The sequence below is a fragment of the Paenibacillus sp. JT22N12 genome (assembly GCF_056269365.1).
The window spans coordinates 273,385-291,261 of record NZ_JBWDNU010000007.1 but is presented as its reverse complement, the minus strand read 5'-3'; the positions used below and the strand labels follow the sequence as shown (position 1 = coordinate 291,261).

Genomic DNA, 17,877 nt, shown 5'->3' with positions numbered 1-17,877 from the left:
ATAGACTGGCTGTGCATGTGAATACGTTCTCCACTTGTTCCGGCAGTGAATCATCGGCCTTATAAAGGCGTTGGCAGAAAGGAGGTGCAGCGCGTGGATAACAAGGTAACTACCGGATGGCGCGTCATCCGGTTCAACGGCGGTCAGCATGAGGAGCAGGATGACGAAATCGCGACGGAGATGCCGCTGACTGTCCGTCTGGACGGCGAGGAATTTGCCACAATCGTATGCACGCCAAGCGATTTGCAGGATATGATTGTCGGGTTTCTCGCCTCCGAGGGCGTAATCCGGACATTCGATGAATTGAAATCCTTAACGCTGGACGAGGATCGGGGTTATGCTTATGCCGAGCTTCATATCAAGCAATCGACGGGCAAGGAGTTCCATTCCAAACGGTTTATCGGGTCCTGCTGCGGCAAGAGCAGGCAGTTTTATTTTCACAATGACGCAAGGACGGCGAAAACGATTATGAGCCGTCATCCAATTGCGGCGGAGCAGTGTCTGGAGCTGATGCGGCTGCTGCAGGAGAGCTCGACGGATTTTCATCAGACCGGGGGCGTCCATAATGCGGCGCTCTGCACGTCGGATGGGATTATCGCTGTACGAACCGATATCGGACGTCATAATGCACTGGACAAAATATATGGCCACTGCCTGCAGAACCGCATACCGGCAGGGGACAAAATCATTGCGTTCAGCGGACGCCTCTCCTCCGAGGTTGTGCTGAAGGTGGCGAAGATCGGCTGCGGCATTCTTTTGTCCAAGTCCGCTCCCACCGATCTGGCCCTGAAGCTTGCCGAGGATCTCGGCATCACCTGTGCGGGGTTCATACGCCGCGGCAGCATGAATGTGTATACCCATCCTGAGCGGATACGCACTTAGCGGCCCCGGCGATCCGGTTGTTTAAAAGCAACCCCTACACTCGAATATTCAGCACTGCCGAGGCATGGCTTCATGCTCCCCGATTTCCCGGATTAAGGATTGGCAAATTCAAATTTGGCCGTCCGCGTGGTAGACTAAGAAAATAGAGTTTAACCATGAGAAACGAAAGGTGTCATGACATGGAAGCAGAACCCAAACTGCCTGAGGGTGTGATGCTGCCGGACGGAACGCTGAACAGCGAGCTGATCAGCAGGCGGGAAATCATATACCGGGGAATGAACGGGCAGGCGGTTGAACGGATCTACATCTTGCCCGGGCAGAGCTATATCTATAAGCCGTTAACGAATGATGACCAGTGGGGAAAAGAAAAATGGGTCTACGATCACATCCTGCCGTCGCTTCCTCCCATTTACCCCAGAATGCTGCTCAGCTCCTTCAATCTTCAAACCGGACGGCACACCATCATTTTCGAAGACCTCGGCCATCTGGAGCACGGATTTCGGGAACCGGTGGCCATAGAGCTGGCCCGACAGGTTGCAGGCTTGCATTCGCTTAGTACGGACCATCTGTTCCATGCGCCGCTTAGGGGGCCCAAGCCCCCCATTGAAGCGATCGTCGGCGAGCTTCTTCGTGATCAAGCCGAAACGATTGAGGCTTTATCGGATGTGTCTATTCCGCGAGTGCGGCTGGAGACCCTGTACGAAGCTATGGCGCAGACCGTTTTCCGGGATCTTCGGGTTGTTTCCCATGGCGATTTGCATTCAGGCAACTATGCCCTTGCAGCGGGCCGGCTGGTCGTGCTGGATTGGGAGCACACCCACCTGAGCTCCCCGTTATGGGATCTGTATCATATGATCGATATGTCTCATCCCTTGTTTCCGAAGAGAATGACAGCGGACAGCCGCAATGCAATTCTGCAAGCGTATCTGGAGGCGGCTGAAAGCAGGGGTTATTTATCCGGAACGAATGCGGCGGCTTTTATGAGGGAGTACATGCTGTTTGCCTCCATCTTCTCCATCTGGATGCTCCGCCTAATCCAGGGCGACCTTGCACGGGATGACGACAGATGGCCGCGTGCTCAGCTTGAGCAGCAGCTGAAGGAGACTACAGCAAGTCTGGAGCAATGTGCAGACTGGTTATAACCCGTCTGGACCATACAAAGAAGCTGTAATGAATTGGACGCCATTACAGCTTCTTTGTGCTGTTTCGAGGGATAATGAACATGAGCAGGAATAATTTGTATGGATCCAGCAGCGCTGGCAGCTGCCGCAATGATCGGTTTGCGGGTGGAACGCTAAGCCTGCAGCGCCGGCAGCGGGAATGGAATGACGGCAAATCCGCTGACGGCGCCCTCGCTCACCTGCTGGACGCCAATTGTGATGAGGCGGTCCATATGCTGCGGAATAGGCAGGGCCAGCGTCTCGTACAGATGAAGGCCGTTCTGCGCTTCCTGCGCCTGATGGGTGCCTGGCGAGCCGCGGCGCACCAGCTCCTCGGGTGACGCAGCGCCGTCGCACCACCAAACGGTATAGCGGCCGGAAGCAGCCGGCGTGGTGAAGCGGATTTTCAGCAGTGTCCGTTGAAAGAAATCGATGCCAAGCAGCTCTGCTGTGAATGGCGGCGGAATGTCGGGAATTGCCGGCAGCCTTACCGCCCTCACGACTCCGCCTGGCGGGCCGGTACGGCCATAATAGGCCAGCCTGGCCATATAGGTAACGACAGCAGTTGCTGCTGCCGGAGGAAGCGGGTCGCTGAAGATCAGCTCCTTCGGCAGATTGTCGGCCGGGAAATCCGCCGCCTGCACCCATAGGGAAGGATGCTTGAGGTCCTGCACCAATCTGCCGGACCCGGAGCCGAAAGCCATGCTGCCCGAGCCGGCATTCCCGGAAACACGGAAGACAATGTCGGTTCCGCTAACGGCAACAATGTTCTCGGTCACACCGCCGGTAGAGAATATGCCCCCGATAAAATCATTGAGCGCATTCACGCCCGTTACGGCTGCGCAGTATAAGCCGTCGCCGGCTGGAACAGCGCTGCCAAACCCGGCGTCCGTCGTCCGCGGAGCGGCGTTCTGCCTGTAAATAACCAGCCTCCCTCCCGTGCGCCGGACGAGTGAATCCGGCTTCCAGTCCGCTTCGCCGGGGATATCGGTCCGCCGCATAATGCGGGCTATCCCCGATTCATAAGCGGCCGATTCCAGAGGCGGCGGAGGCGGATCATGCCGCAGCGTCAACGGCGTTGGCGGCGTCCAGGCGGAATACCCGCTGACGCGGTCCCAGCCGTCGATGGCCCGTGCTCTGGACTGCAGCAGCACGTCGGGGAAGCTGACGTCGAAGGAGCGGGCGGATGAGTAGACAAGCGGCGGGTCCTCCGGCAGCCGGGAGCGGTTGAAGAAGGTCCGGTTAAGCTCACGCTCTCCTGTCACAGGGCTGGCAGTGACGATCTCCTCCAGCTCCACGCCATGAGCCCTAATGTCGGACTGCCTGGTCAGATGGGTTAACCGCACTTCGAAGCGGTCCTCCAGAAAAGGCAGAGGCTTGAAGGCTGCCAGTGTCCGGCTGATCGAAACAGGCACGGCGGGCTGCGGGGATACGGCTTCCGGCAGGCGCACTTCCGCGGAGATATACTGGGGCATGTCTGGAATTCCCAGTTCTGCGGCCGTTGTCGGCATCACAACCGTCACATTGCTGGTTTCCCCGCTGTCCGCATCGCGAATCCGGTAGGCAAACCCAAAGTGATCCGGAGATTCCAGTGGCGCTGCGAGCTGATTGTCCAGATCGCTGCCGGCTGTGTCCGGTCCATCATGGTAAGCAAAGCCGCAGAGCAGCGCAATCTCCCAGCGCAGTCCAAGCAGCAGCTCGAACAATTCCCAATCCGTGGGTTCCCCGGCGATGGCATCCGCGGGAACGGAGGCTCGTGCCTTTTGCCCGGTGCGGACGATATCGGCCCATTGTTCCTCCGTCAGCGTGACGGGCTGGCCATAACGTTTGCCTGCTGTATTCAAGTCGGCATCAAGACTTTTCTCCACGGCAATTTCAGCGATGCGTTCCCAGTTCAGCTGGCGGTCGCGGAATAAATCAAGCATGCGCAAATCCTCAAGCATCCCTCCCGTGCCGAGCATCGCAACCGTATCCATGGCTTGTCCTTCGACATAGACAACTGTGCCGTCCGACACCGAACGCATAGCCTCGAGCTCACCGGTCTGCGAATTTTGAAACTCGATCCGGGCAGGCGCCCCTCTCCAAACGAAGGTGACTGCCTGCGCCGGCCCGGGGAGCTTGAACTCATCTGCCAGCAGCAGTCCGCCCACCGACTGGCTTCCCAGCAAGTCCCACCAGCCCAGCGGATAAATCGACAGGGATACCCGGGACGGCACCATCCGCAGGTTCAGGGGGGCCCTTTCAATAATGACCGCCTTCGGCAAACCGCGGTATCCGCCCCCGTCCGCAAGCTTCCTAAGCGGAAAATGCCAGCGCAGCCGGTTGCCTGCCGGTGTTTCGCCCAACCAGCCAATCGATGACAAATAAATCGTCATGGCTTATCGCCTCCTGATTCGATTATGGATGTCAAATCAACCCTTGGAAACTCCCCGGGCAGCGGGAGATGAATAAAAGCTTTCCTGTCGGCATCAACCGGCGGAGGTGCTCCATCAGAACCGGAATCCTCCGTATCCCCTGTATTTCCTCCGCTGCTCCCCGCTTCGATATTCCCGATTGCATATACTGTCAGGTTCTGCAGGGTATGAACATTGTGCACCAGGTCATCTGCCTGCCGGAGGCTGGCATCGTTTAACGGTTCGGCCATCCGGCCCGGATTGACTACTGGAAACGGAACAGGACCAGGTATTGGAAAAGGACCGGGTTCCGGAAAAGGTATCGGTCCGGGGATTGGACCAGGGACCGGTATTGGGATGTCCGGCAGATCCCATGGGAACGGAGGCCGGGCGGAAGGCAGCGGCCAGGTGAGACCAAGCGGCTGCACGAACCGTAATACAGCCGTTTCCGGCAGCGGCCCAGCGGAGTCCCCGGGGTAAAGCCGGGGCAGTCCGGCTCTAAAAGGATCAAAGGTCAGCTTAAGCGTGTAGTCGCCCCGCGGCAGCCGTGTCGGAATGCCGCCTAACGATCCGGTTAGAAAAGCGGAGCTCCCGTCGAATCCGGGCAGCACGGAAGTCTCCAGCTCCAAGGCACGCCGGTGCGTATAGCCGGTCGGGCATCCGGCAGCCGGCTCGACATGCCGGATAGCGAGGGTGAGCGTCACCCGCCGCCAATCGACAGGTTCAGGCGTGCGCAGCCATATGGCGTACGGTCTCCCCTGGGCATCGCAGACCGCTTCGACCGTGGTCGCCGGGACCGTATCGTTAATATCGGCCAGCGCGGTGCCGCCGAGGCCGAACAGTGCTCCGCTCTCTGCTGCGAACCTCGTGAAGCGCAGGGCGGAGGTTTCGTTCAGCGGACCGATCTGGGAAGCAAGCGGGGCTGGCAGTCTCCACTGGCTTGGCGGCGCCTCCAGTTCATCGGGGAAGGGAGTGAGCGGAGTGGTGACGATTGGAAAGTCCGCAATCGGCGTGAGATCATCGATAGAAAGCAGCGGGTTCGCGGGCAGGCGCTTGTTCAGCACAATATTGCCGATGCCGCTGGCCCCGCGGTAATGACGGACAGGGTCGATTTTACCGTATTTGACAGGCCTGCCTGATTGGGGCAGAGGGCACTCGGCGACGCTGTGCCTGCCTGAACTGTCATAATAGGTGGACAAGCCCGTATGCGGCCAGGCCAGATGAGCCTTGAAGCCCATGAAAGCAGACACGCAGCCGGACCATTCATCGATGCGGACCTCTCCGTTTTGAGGATGCTCGAACAGAATGGTCAGCTTGGCCGGTCCGGATTCTCCAGGCAGCGAATTCATCACGATTTCCTGATCGGGAGCAGCGGTTCCTCCGTGAGCGGCAAGCCAGCTGCGGCTCTCCGGGGGAAGCGAGCTGGCGCCGTCGGCGGCGGGCAGGGGCGTGAGGGTTTCTGTTAACTCGCCTCCGCTCTCATAGGTGATGCGAAGTTTAAGCGGCGTCTCCGCAAAGATGCCGCTGACATACGGCACCATGAAACGGACGGCAGTCTTATAGCCTTTGTACAGCAGAAATCCGAAGCCGAATTGGGTCGGATCCCACGTATTCAGCGTCCATTGCGTCCAGGGATGCTGAGCCTTGGCGAAGATTTTCATATCGCCGAAGGTGGAATAATAAATATAAGGACGCAGTGTTTCGGGATACGCAACCTCGAACTCTTTGTCATAAAACCATTCCACGGGGCTCGAAGGCGGGAAGGGCGAGGAAGCGCCGCCGCCGGACGGATGGACCGCTTTTGACGCGCCCTTGATATGAAGGCGGTACCGGCCGGGCATGAGCAGCTTCTTGCTTAAGATGCCTGTCGAGGATTTGGCGGCCTCCAGATAACGGATCGCATAAATGTAAAGGGGCTGACGCCCGGATGCCGCCCGCAGGCGGAATTGATCGACAGGAGCCGGGAAATCGAACCGGGCTGAGACAAGCCGCAGGTTCTGAAAGACGGCGCCGTGGTCCTGGAAAACCGCCGCTGCCCCGTCTTCAGACACAAGCGAAGGATAATTCACGAAGCGTGTGGACCGGGCGAGAATAAGGAACAGCACGATCTTCGAGACCTGAAGGGATTCGCCGCCATTTGCCGCAAATTGGAGGGTAAAGCCGCTTGTTTGCAGTATCCGCGTCGGAATGTCCGGTTTGAACGCCGTCAGCAGACGGTCCCCCTCAGCCGCAGGCGTCAGCTCAAGCGACGCGAAGCGCCGTGGCTGCACAGGCAGGAGCTGGGGCGGCCCGTATCCGAAGAAGGTATCGACAGTCCTTGCGGGAGAATCAAGCGGGAAGGTTGAGCTGTCAAGCTTCGAGGTCATCCACGCATAGGGGTCGCAGCCAAGCACATGAAGCTGCGCCATGCCGCCGCCCGGCCCATCCGCCCAAACCGCCCGCACATCCGGTACCGGAATGGCGTGGACCAGGTCGGTCAGCTCGAGCTCCAGCAGCTCGTCCGTCACCGTATAGCCGCCTTGAACAGACGGGCTGACCGCCTGGCTGGCTTCCACTTTGCCCGTCCGGTCGGTTACCCGCCTGCTGAAGGGCACGACCAGTTCCAAATCCGGCCAAGGCTTGTCCGTGTCCAGATTCCACTGCAGGTCGCTGATGACGTGAATGGCATCAACCGGCTGCTTCTGAACCGTCGGCGTTCCGCCAATGATATAGGTTCCGGCGGCAAGCGGCGAGGATATGGAGGGGGGGTTCACGATATCGTCCCCGAAGGACTTGCTGAAGGGAACATCGGGAATCGGCCATGGGAGGTTCAGCTTGCCTGCGATCTCGAACCGGAACAGAGTCGGGCTTGGAAAATATACCTCCGCTTCGGCATCTCCGCTGAGAATAAATTCGAATTTCCACACTTTTATGCCAATTTCGCCATGTACCTTGATACGGGCGTTCACCAGCAGCGGGTCCCAGCCCATATAGGCATGCAGCGAGACGGCAAGCTTGGAGATGAGCTTCAGAATATCCCCGATTTCAAACGTTCCGCCGATAGCAAGCGTCGCGCCGAAGGCAATGCGATGATGATTGATGCGAAGATACGCTTCCGCCTTCTGCGAGAAAAGCAGGCTGATCACAGGAATCTTCTGCAGCACCTCCAGCTTCACCGGCTTGCTCTCCGTACCCAGATCCAGATACCAGGCAGTGGGGTCGGAGAACGAGAAGAAGATATCCAGCTGGCCGCTGCCTTTCAGCAGCTCCAGATCGATATTGACGCCTACTCCAAGGGCGAGCGAGGCGCTCTCTGCGTCAAACACAAAGTATCCTTCGGCGCCAAAACCCTTCTGCTTCAGCAGGACGCCCTTCCCTCCAAAAATAAACGTGCCGCCGGGGAGCAGGAAGGCGAAGCCGACGGGATTCAGCTCAATGGCGTAGCCTTCGTCGGCCTTGGTGCATATCACCGTTCGGATTCCCACACCTACCGAGGTTTGATCAATCGGGCCGGCCATCCAGCGGTCGATGTTGCTGGTTTCCCGCGCCCATTTGACATAATCGGCAGCTGTCGGCTCAGCGATCGGCAGTCCCTCCTTCTCCAGGCGGGCCACAAAATTGTATGCAAAATCGCCGCCGATTCCCCGCAGCCCAAGCCCGGTCGGCCCAAGCGGAATCGAGACGCCCTTGGGCAGCTCCCCGTCCAGTCCCAGCACCAGCCCGCGATCACTGAATCCCCCATAGATGGCCGCGCCTATGCTGAGCGGAATCAGCTTCAGCGAGCCTTGGCCCATCCAGCTGTTTTGCTGCGCGTCAAAGCCGAAGCCGAGGCTTCCCTTGTATTTGTCTTTTGACCCGATAGTCAGGTCCCCAAGTACCGTCTGCCAATGCGTGATCCGGATTGGCGGATCCTCGCCTGTTATGCGGATGTCCCCGCGTGCCCGCGAGACAATCACTTCCACCCGCATGAACGCCGTTAGCCCGGAGAACGTGAATGGCCCCCGCAGAAGCAGGGTGATCGTCTCTTCCAGATCGTTGACGGCGATGATTTTGATCAGCGGCGAAGGAGAGATGATTTCCCCTGCCTTAAGACCTCTCAGAAACTCATACAGCTTGTCCTCCGCCATTCCTGGAAGAGCTTCCACAAAATCGGCGATCGCTTTCCAGATCATATCCCGGATCAGCTTCTCGAACCATTCGAACATAATAAGTCTCCTCTCGCGCTTGCGCCTTATATTGGACGAAGAGGGGTCATCGGGCAGCGGCATGATGAGCGAAGCCGTCGGGTATGAACAAGGGAGGGGGAGAAAGAAGGGAAGCGGGAGATAGAAATCAAGGGAATTTAACATTTTCCAGTTCAATATAACATATCGCCACGAAGGAGAAATATAGTCGTCCAGACTCGTAGCGGGTCCAACTTTCAGCCTATTTCTCATGTGCATTCCGACCCCTTCTTCGCCTGCTTGTCGAATGAAGCTGGATTATACAAGCGGCAGCCTCGGGGGATTCGCCCTGTCCCTGCCGGTGATGACCGGATCAGATATCCGCGCCGGATCTGTACGGTTGCACAATTGCCCCTGATACGAGCGGCATATAGTATCAGGAGGTGAAACCATTGAATCGAAAGAATTATAAAAGCAATACGATCTGGGGCAAGCTGCGCGTCTGCAAATACCTGTCGGCAAGCAGGTCGCTCAGGGAATATGTTCCGTACACTGTCCGCTTGACCTTGCCCCAATTGTGCTCCATGTCCGCGCGGTATTCATCGCTTTACATCAAGCCGGATATCGGTTCGCTTGGCATTGGCGTCTATAAATTGAATCGGATGTCCAAAGGCTATGAGCTGCTATCTTCCCGCAATAAAAGGCAGACCAGAAAAATTTTCCGGAATCTTTCTTCCGTCTTCCGCCATATTCAAGCCGGGCAGAGAGGCCAGAAAATGATCATTCAACAGGCTGTAAAACTGGGCCGGCTTGCCGAACGGCCGTATGATATCCGCAGCATGGTCCAGCGCAAGCCGGGAGGCTCCTGGGTATGCACGGGAATAGTGGCCAGGGTTGGAGCGCCCAAGCGGATTGTTACCAACCTCTATCAAGGCGCCAATATGCAACCCCTCCATTCACTGCTGCGCAAAAAGGGAATGTCATCCGCAGAGCGGAGCACTTGCCTGAAGCGGATAACGGCCAAATCCCTGAATATCGCAAGGGTACTGAGTGCCAGGCGCTCAGGCATGCATGAGCTGGGTATTGATTTGGCCCTGGACCCCAGGCATCGGCTGTGGATTCTGGAGGTCAATTCCCATAGCCCGCAGTTCCATGCGCTGAAGGCTGTCTACCCGTCCGCTTACCGTCGTATGATGTCGTTTGCCAGAAGCTATGGCAGGCGCAGCGCGAATTGAAACAGCGTCATGCAAAGGGTGATCGTTCGGAACGCCGGCAGCAGCTGCAGTACGCGGCGGAATATCCGGATTAAGCAGAATGGCTCTGTCATGGGCAAGCGGGCATGAGCCGTTTTTGTTGTTCGGGTACTCAACAGGAAACGGGACGCTCCTCAGGTCAAGCTGCCGCTTGGTTCCTGCAGCTCTGTCTTAAGAAAATGGAAGACTCTCGCCCCAGCCTGCTTCAGCGGATAATCCGGGGCTCTGCAGACGATGCCGCAGGTCATGTCTGTAATCGGGCTGTCCAGCAAACGTATAGTGGTTCCGGCCGGGGCGGGATTCAAGGCAATCCGGGGGATAAGGGCGATTCCAAGCCCTTGTTCGACATAATATTTCAGAGCGGCCATGCTCCCGATCTCCATCGTGTCGATAGCGGTCGTGCCTGATTCCTGGAGCGCTATCTCGAGTTTCCGGCGGTAAGGGCAGCCTATGGAAGTAATGAGCAGACGATGCCCACGGAAATTCTCCGGTCTGATGACGGATTGCCTGGCAAGCGGGTGTCCCTCGGGCATCAATACGACGAACGACTCCGTATATAAAGGTTCGAAATACAGCCCGGAAGCAAGCTCGGGAGCTGAGCAAAGCGCAAGGTCGAGAGTTCCGTGGAGAAGCTGCTCGCATAAAGCCGGTGTGCTGGCGATATCAACGGAGATACGGATATTGGGGAACCGGTTCATGAATTTCCCGAGCAGGGCGGGCAGCCGGCAGCTGGCGCCAGGCTCAGTTGCTCCGAGGCGGATCATTCCGGCCTCCCCAAGCTGCAAATCGGCCAGACGATTCTGCAGCTGCTGCAGATCCTTGACGATGGGCAGGCTTTGTTCATACAGCAGTCTTCCTGCCTCCGTCAGCCGGATTCTTTTCCCGCGTTCGATTAATTGTACGCCCAGATCGGTTTCCAGCTTCTGTATTTGCATTGTTACGGTGGATTGGGCGTAATTCATTTCTTCGGCGGCGCTGTGGAAGCTTCCGCAGGCCACGATCCTGTGAAAGGTATTCAAAGCTTTCATATCCATCCTTGTAACCTCCGTTGCGAGTTCAAGTATTTTGAACAAAGTCTTCAATTTATTCAATTATACAAAATCGGGATAACCCTTTAAAATAAAGCCAAGATTTAATACTGACCAAGCCTACACTTAGACAAGGAGGGAATGCAGTGGATTTGAACAGCAAAGTGGCTCTTGTTACAGGCGGAGGCACCGGAATCGGCCGGGCGGTAAGCCTGCTGCTGGCTGCGAGGGGAGCAGCAGTAGCCGTCAACTATTCCCGCTCGAAGGCCGAGGCGGATGAGACGGTACAGCTGATTGCCGAAGGCGGCGGGCGCGCAATCGCGATTCGGGCGGATGTCTCCAGGGACGGAGAAGTGCGGGAGATGGTGGACGTCATTATCCGGCATTTTGGTTCTGTCGATCTGCTCGTCAACAATGCAAGCATTACCCGGCATATTCCTCTTGATGACCTGGAGGCGGCAGTGGATGATGTTTGGGATGAGCTGTATGACGTCAATGTCAAAGGCATGTTCTACTGTGCCCGCGCCGTCGCCCCCTGGATGAAGAAAAATAAGCAGGGTGCGATTGTGAATCTGGGCAGTATAGCGGGACTAACCGGCTCAGGCTCGTCCCTGCCCTATGCGGTATCCAAAGCGGCGGTGCACGGCCTTACGAAATCATTGGCCCGCGCGTTGGCGCCGGAGATCCGGGTCAGCAGCGTAGCTCCGGGAGCAGTCGCGACAAGATGGTGGACAGGCCGGGAGGAACAGATGCACAAACTGGGCGGAAAGCTGCTTCTGCAGCGCATTACGACGCCAGAGGATATCGCCGCCATCATCTGCGCCGCTCTGGAGCAGGAATCGATGACCGGACAAATCATTACGGTGGACGGCGGGCAGACGTTGTAGCGGATATTTGAGACAAGCAAGCCATTTACGGCGGAACTCAGCCGTAAATGGCTTGCTTTTTTTCATCTGCACCCGCAGCGGATTAACCGGAAATACCGGATTTCTTAGTGGGTTACCCAGGTCATATATAACATATTATGTTAGGTAAATAAAAATAATAAAACAAAAAGGTTTTCAAAACCTTGTTTACTATGTTATATTATCTTACATAAAATATGAATGCATGGCGATGCTTATCCAACTCAGACAAGAATGTATGTTAATCTGCCATCAAATATGAATAATTCACAAGTTTTCTAGGGTTCCGCGGTTGGCATGCCACCGGTCCGGTCCAAGAGAAGACGCACAGCAGGGCCTTTGCTGTGTACACGGAGGGACAAAAGCCCGGGAGGATATCAGATGATGATATCACCCGGGCATTTTTATTTTCGGTGCCTGAAGGGCCTGTCAGTCCTTGACGAAGGGTGAGAGAGATGATGAAAGAAGAAGTAAAGCTTCGCCAGACCTTAACCTTGTTTCAGGTTGTTTTCCTGGGGCTTGCCTGGATGACGCCGATGATTTATTTTACCGTCTACGGCATTGCCTATGATACCTCGCGGGGGATGCTGACGATGGCGTACCTGATTGCGGTTATCGCTATCTTCTTTACCGCCCGCAGCTACGGCGTTATGGCCAGGACCTATCCCGCATCAGGCTCGGCTTACACCTACGCCGGAAAGTCGCTCCATCCTTATGTGGGCTTCCTCGTCGGCTGGGCGCTCCTGCTGGATTATCTATTCTCGCCCATTATCGCTTGTCTGACCTTCGGCATCTATCTGCACGCGCAATTCCCTTCCATCCCGACCTTTGTCTGGATCGTTCTGCTCAACGTGGCACTTGCTATCGTCAATATCATCGGCATTAACTTCTCTGCGATTATCAGCAAGCTGTTCGTCCTGCTTCAGCTGACATTCATCGCCGTATTCTGCTTCTTCCTGATCAAAGGGCTGACCGGGGCGGAAGCTATTCATCCGCTGCAGCCGTTTGTCCATGCGGGGATCCCGTTCTCCACTATACTGGCTGGCGCTTCTATTATCTGTTTCTCGTTTCTGGGCTTCGACACTATCACCACGATGGCGGAAGAGACCGTCGATGCCAGGAAGACGATTCCAAGGGCCATCCTCATTATCATTATTGCCGCAGGAATCATGTACCTGATTCCTTCTTATTTGACGCAGCTGGCGTATCCGCAGCTTTCCTTTGTCAATTTGGATTCAGCCGGCTTCGAACTGGTGAGAATGGTCGGCGGAGCCGGGCTGAGCGCGTTGTTCATCACGATTCTGATCCTGGCGATCTTCACCCAGGGACTGACGTCGATTACAAGTGTTTCGAGACTGCTGTATGTGATGGGCCGGGATTCGATTCTGCCCAAGCGGATATTCGGTTACCTGCACCCGCGCTTCAAAACACCGACACGCAATATTATCATTACAAGCGTCATATCGCTGCTGGCTCTGACGATCAGTCTGGACGCCGCGGTTAAATTCGTCAGCTTCGGCGCGCTGACCGCCTTCGTTTTCGTCAACCTGTCCGTTATCGCAAAACGTTATCTGAAAGACAACCAGCGCTCGTTGAAGCAAACGCTGCTTTATCTGGTGTCACCGCTCCTTGGGGCCGGCTTTATCATTTACCTGCTGTTCCAGCTGGACCGGAATGCGCTTCTTGCAGGCTCCTTATGGATGCTGCTTGGTATTGTCTATCATCTATACCGGACAAGAACTTCCCAGGCAGCCGGGGAAAGACTCAAGCCAAGACCCGTGGAGCCTCAAATCTAGATCAAAACGCAGCTATCTCAAAGGGTCGGGCAGGCTTCATCTGTTCGACCCTTTCTTCCTCCAGACGGGCTTTCTCGACAAATTCGTTGAGAAGAAGGTCATTTCATCGGCTTTGTAGAAGAAAATAATTGTGATCTAAATTATAAAATTATATATAAAGGTGAGGGAGGTGCTTAGCTTGAAGCTGGATCGACTGCTCGCCATCACCATGACGCTGCTGAATCAGACCCGGGTCAGCGCAACGGAGCTGGCTGCACGGTTCGAGGTCTCTCTGCGGACGATTTACCGGGATATGGATTCGATTAATCTGGCTGGCATTCCGATCGTTTCTTTTCCCGGCTCGGATGGGGGCTACGAGATATTGCCCGGCTACCGCCTGGATAAGCAGATTCTGTCGCTTGAAGACTTTTCATCGATCTGCAGCGCGCTGCGCGGAGCCCGTTCCGCAACGGACAACCCGGACATCGACGGACTGCTCACGAGAATAGGAGCTCTGATGCCAGGTAAAGCAAAGTCTGCCGATACCTATAAAGTCGATCTTGATTTTACCCCGACCCCCAACGATAAGGACAAGCTTGCTCCTATCCATCAGGCGATTAAACTGCAGCAGCTGGTCAGGTTCGACTATCTGGATAACCAAGGGACAGAAACGCAGCGAACGGTTGAGCCCATGGGGATCTTTCTGAAGGGCTACGTCTGGTATATGTACGGTTATTGCCTCGCCAGATCGGATTATCGCGTATTCCGAATCAGCCGCATCAACAAGCTTGCCAATTTGCCGGATACGTTCATCCGCCGCAATTACACCCTGCAGGATGTCGAGCGGCGGTTTATGAGTCAGGCCAATTTCGCAAAGGTGAGCGCTGTTTTGCGTTTTGATCCCGCTGTCAAGACCAGGGTGAGAGATGAATTCGGCTTTGATGTCGTTACCGAGAATCCGGATGGCACGCTGTCGGTCAATGCCCATTATTCTTCACTGGAACGGGCCATTCAGAATATTCTCAGCTACAGCTCATATGTGACGGTAGCCGATTCGCCCGAATTAATTGCCGAGCTGCGGAGGCAGGTGGAGAACATGATGCTGCATTATCAATCATGATTCCAAACCCCTACAGGCGCTTGACCATATGATCGTAGTCAGCGCCCGCAATATCGATTTGCCCGTCCGAAACATAGCCCTGGCTCATATACAGTTTCCTGGCCCGGGGATTGTCTGAGCTGACAATAAGGGCGACCCGGTCATATTGCTGCCGGGCGGCCGCGGCTTCGAACGCCTGCATCAGCCGGCTGCCAATTCCTTGTCCCCGGCAAGCGGGATTCACTGCGAGCGAGTCCAGATAAAATTCGTTCTCCCGCGACTCCGCCGGGAAGCTGCCAAGAACAATGCCTTTCCTGACGGCCAGCCGCTCCAGCAGAGGCTGGTCCAGTTCCGCGATCCGGCTGCCATGATAGAACAAGGCTGCTCCGACCGCTTCACCGTCCTTCTCGGCAACCAGCACATTTTCATAGCTCAGCCGATTGTTGCGCTGTTTGTACCACTCGCTCATAGCGTGGATAGCAGATGCAGGATTATCGGTTCCGGTCAGTACATAAGCAATACTGCCGATCGCATCATAAAGCAGCGGAATGACCTGCCCGGCATCTTCCGGTGCAGCTGGACGAATAATCATACGGTAACCTCCCATTGGATATGCGGCTCCTGCGCTCTGGAAGAATGCAAGGCAGTGGAATGTTTTTATAATATAATAGTTGAAGCTGCGAGATTAGGAACGGGTCATCTGCGGTTATTGTTTATGATTCTATACTATGAAATGGAGTGAAAGGGATGGCAGCTCAGCACAAAGCGGCAAACGAAGTCCATTTTTCCCGTTTATCAGAAGAAGGTTACCGGTGGCTGAGAGAGGACAAGGCTGGATGGAGGTCAGAGGGGGAAGCGCTGCATATTGCGGCTCTTCCGGGAAGTCTCTGGGAAGACAGCAATAACGCGCGTAATATTCTCATACGCAGCGAGGGCCTTACGGGGGCTGTCCGACTGGAAGTTGAAGTAACGCTGGCGCCGGGGCGGAACTCGGAGCAGGCGGGACTGCTGCTGTATGCGGATGATGATAATTATATCAAGCTGGTCAAGGAGCTTGTAAACGATGAGCATGTGGTCGTGCTGGCCGTCGAGGTTCAAGGGGCAACCCGGGTTCTCAGCCTTGTCAAGATGGCAACGGATACCAGAACAATCCGGCTTCAGCTGGACTGGAGCGGGAATGAGGCGGCGGCGCGTTTTCTGGAGAGCAAAGACGGCATCTGGACGGAGATGGGGCGGTATGCCGGGCTTGAACCGGGAGCATTCAAGCCCGGTCTGTGCTCGCATGGCGGCGGGGAGACTCCGGCGCGCTGGGCGGCGTTTACGGGCTTACAGCTAATGGATTTGTAACCAACGCGGCAAGAAAATCCATGGCTGGCGTTCAAGATCTGGACAATCGGGGTAATATATACCCGATAGCCTATAAATTATCAAGGAGGCCGCCCGAATGGATAAGAAAATCAGCGAAGATCAAGATTTGGTCACACAGCGTGATATTGATAAGCATGCCGGCTTGTTTGCCGATGAAATTCCGGAGGATGAGGTTCAGGGCGATGTGGACGAGCTGCTGGAGGTTTATCCCTACGATGCGGTCCTGAAGGCGGATGAAGATAGAGTTGCCGAGGCGGAAGCCGATGTCGACAGCACTCCTGTTGACCCGGCTGCGCCGCAGGAGGAATTCCATGGTACAGACCTGCTCAATGGGGTCGGCAATGAACCGGAGGAAGAAGAGCTGGACGAGCATTAGGACATCTTGTACAACTTTTTTCTTTCTGAAATGGAAGAAGCGGTCCTGGGAGGCACAGGGCGCTTCTTTTTTTTGGATAACAACTCCGTCAGCATATCCCGCCTTGCGTGAATCCGCGAGAGCGGGATTTTGGCTGATCCGGAATATTTGCACGGGATGTGGCAAAGATAACCTTATTCCAATACAACCAACAGGAGTCCACCCGATCATGCCCTCCAAAAACAATGGCATCAAGTCGTCCCAACGATACGTTTCCGCCTATATCAGTTCCTATAATATTAATCTTATGCATGTCCGGAATCCCTGGGTCGTCGCCTGGTGGTCTGCTGCTTATCCCGGACTGGGCCATATGATGCTGAGCAAGAATATCACTGCATTTATTTTGATTCTCTGGGAATCCGTCGTGAATTATGCGGCAGGAATTAATATGGCTATTTTCTACTCCATGACCGGTCAATTTGAGCTGGCTGTCCAGGCATTGGATACGGAGTGGTTTTTGTTTTACATAACGGCGTATCTCTTCTCTATATGGGACGTCTACAAGAAAACGGTCCAGTACAACCATGATTATGTGCTGAGCAGCGCGGAAGGCTTCAACGTCTTATCAGAAAATATATCCTTTCTGGAGAGGAACAATCTGGCAAAGAGAAAGCCATTGATGTCGCTCCTGTGGTCCATCCTGGCTCCCGGTCTCGGGCATATCTATCTCAACTGCCTTCCATCAGCCTGCATCTTCATCGGCTGGTTCATGGGCGTAGTTTATCTCTCCGGCATTCTTCCCGCCATCCATGACAGCATGGAATTTCACTTTGCTGCTGCCAAAGCGGATTTGAACATTCAATGGTTTCTTAATCTTCCTTCTCTTTATACCTTTGTGGCCTACGATGCCTACGTAATTACCGTGGAGTACAACCGGCTGTTCAAGAAGGAGCAGGCCGCTTATTTCAAGCAGGACTATCAGGATCAGCTGTATGACATGCCAATTTGAAGGAATGGAGTGAGAGTTCAATCATGTATGTCGTCGCCTCGTTTGAACATTCCGGAAGGCTCGAGCTTGCGATTGCGGAAATCCAGAAAATCGGCGTTTCGAAACAGTCCATCCTGGTTCTGCCTCTTGATAAAAGGACGGAACCCAATCACACCCTGGATACCATTCATTATACAGACGGGAAGAGCTTTGTGGACTTATCGGCCATTATCGGAGCGGTTCTGATGCTGCTGGGGGGCATATACGGTTTTTTACTGAAATGGGGACCTGTACTGTGGGCATTAATCGGACTTGTAGCCGGAATTCTCATCGGATTCGTCGTGGATTACTGGCATACCAATAAAGGCAAGAAGAAGACCTTCAAGAGCGATAATCGGATCGATGTTTTCGTCATGGTCAAATGCAAGGAGTATCAGACAGAGAAGGTAAAGGATCTGCTGTGGAACCAATTGGCTCTAGGCATCACCGTCTTCAACAAGGAGGAGCCGACTGCATGAGGCGGGAAACG

The 17,877-nt window shown here is 55.3% G+C and carries 14 protein-coding genes and 1 riboswitch; of the genes, 10 read left to right on the top strand and 4 right to left on the bottom strand.

The features are described from left to right. Positions 1-93: 93 nt before the first annotated feature. Together fdhD and AC0YOA_RS24650 are read left to right on the top strand one after the other, a co-directional pair. The gene (fdhD, locus tag AC0YOA_RS24655) at positions 94-882 is read left to right on the top strand and encodes a formate dehydrogenase accessory sulfurtransferase FdhD (protein WP_475788888.1); all 789 of its coding nucleotides are present in this window, start codon (positions 94-96) and stop codon (positions 880-882) included. A 179-nt stretch (positions 883-1,061) separates the two neighbouring features. Next, entirely contained in the window at positions 1,062-2,024 is a 963-nt protein-coding gene (locus tag AC0YOA_RS24650; RefSeq protein WP_475788887.1) for a phosphotransferase family protein, read from the top strand. Positions 2,025-2,176: 152 nt separating this feature from the next. On the opposite strand, the gene AC0YOA_RS24645 is transcribed toward AC0YOA_RS24650, so the two are convergent. Both AC0YOA_RS24645 and AC0YOA_RS24640 read right to left on the bottom strand, forming a co-directional pair. Next, positions 2,177-4,417: a hypothetical protein gene (locus AC0YOA_RS24645; protein WP_475788886.1), complete on the bottom strand. Its 2,241-nt coding sequence runs from the start codon at positions 4,415-4,417 to the stop codon at positions 2,177-2,179. Then, entirely contained in the window at positions 4,414-8,619 is a 4,206-nt protein-coding gene (locus AC0YOA_RS24640) for a hypothetical protein (RefSeq protein WP_475788885.1), read from the bottom strand. The genes AC0YOA_RS24645 and AC0YOA_RS24640 overlap by 4 nt, the downstream gene beginning before the upstream one ends. Positions 8,620-9,029: 410 nt before the next feature. On the opposite strand from AC0YOA_RS24640, the gene AC0YOA_RS24635 reads away from it, so the two are divergent. After that, a complete protein-coding gene (locus AC0YOA_RS24635; protein WP_475788884.1) occupies positions 9,030-9,812 on the top strand; it encodes a YheC/YheD family protein in 783 nt (260 codons plus the stop codon). A gap of 152 nt (positions 9,813-9,964) precedes the next feature. Here the strand turns inward: AC0YOA_RS24635 and AC0YOA_RS24630 are convergent, their stop codons facing one another. Beyond that, a complete protein-coding gene (locus tag AC0YOA_RS24630) occupies positions 9,965-10,864 on the bottom strand; it encodes a LysR family transcriptional regulator (protein ID WP_475788883.1) in 900 nt (299 codons plus the stop codon). 140 nt (positions 10,865-11,004) lie between these two features. On the opposite strand from AC0YOA_RS24630, the gene AC0YOA_RS24625 reads away from it, so the two are divergent. From AC0YOA_RS24625 to AC0YOA_RS24615, 3 genes are all read left to right on the top strand, one after another. Continuing rightward, positions 11,005-11,745: an SDR family NAD(P)-dependent oxidoreductase gene (locus tag AC0YOA_RS24625; protein ID WP_475788882.1), complete on the top strand. Its 741-nt coding sequence runs from the start codon at positions 11,005-11,007 to the stop codon at positions 11,743-11,745. Positions 11,746-12,030: 285 nt separating this feature from the next. Further along, a riboswitch (guanidine-I (ykkC/yxkD leader) is annotated at positions 12,031-12,138 on the top strand. Between the two features lie 80 nt (positions 12,139-12,218). Further along, entirely contained in the window at positions 12,219-13,559 is a 1,341-nt protein-coding gene (locus AC0YOA_RS24620) for an APC family permease (protein ID WP_475788881.1), read from the top strand. A gap of 178 nt (positions 13,560-13,737) precedes the next feature. Next, complete coding sequence (locus AC0YOA_RS24615; RefSeq protein ID WP_475788880.1) at positions 13,738-14,658, top strand: helix-turn-helix transcriptional regulator; 921 nt, start codon at positions 13,738-13,740, stop codon at positions 14,656-14,658. Positions 14,659-14,668: 10 nt separating this feature from the next. Here AC0YOA_RS24615 and AC0YOA_RS24610 read toward each other — a convergent pair whose 3' ends face one another. Continuing rightward, positions 14,669-15,229, bottom strand: a complete 561-nt coding sequence (locus tag AC0YOA_RS24610) for an N-acetyltransferase family protein (RefSeq protein WP_475788879.1) — start codon at positions 15,227-15,229, stop codon at positions 14,669-14,671. Between the two features lie 155 nt (positions 15,230-15,384). Here AC0YOA_RS24610 and AC0YOA_RS24605 point away from each other — a divergent pair, with 155 nt between their 5' ends. From AC0YOA_RS24605 to AC0YOA_RS24590, 4 genes are all read left to right on the top strand, one after another. Beyond that, complete coding sequence (locus AC0YOA_RS24605; RefSeq protein WP_475788878.1) at positions 15,385-15,984, top strand: beta-xylosidase family glycoside hydrolase; 600 nt, start codon at positions 15,385-15,387, stop codon at positions 15,982-15,984. Positions 15,985-16,081: 97 nt separating this feature from the next. Next, a complete protein-coding gene (locus AC0YOA_RS24600) occupies positions 16,082-16,381 on the top strand; it encodes a hypothetical protein (protein ID WP_475788877.1) in 300 nt (99 codons plus the stop codon). Between the two features lie 208 nt (positions 16,382-16,589). Then, entirely contained in the window at positions 16,590-17,369 is a 780-nt protein-coding gene (locus tag AC0YOA_RS24595; protein ID WP_475788876.1) for a hypothetical protein, read from the top strand. A gap of 23 nt (positions 17,370-17,392) precedes the next feature. After that, a complete protein-coding gene (locus tag AC0YOA_RS24590; RefSeq protein WP_210039140.1) occupies positions 17,393-17,866 on the top strand; it encodes a hypothetical protein in 474 nt (157 codons plus the stop codon). Positions 17,867-17,877 lie beyond the last annotated feature (11 nt).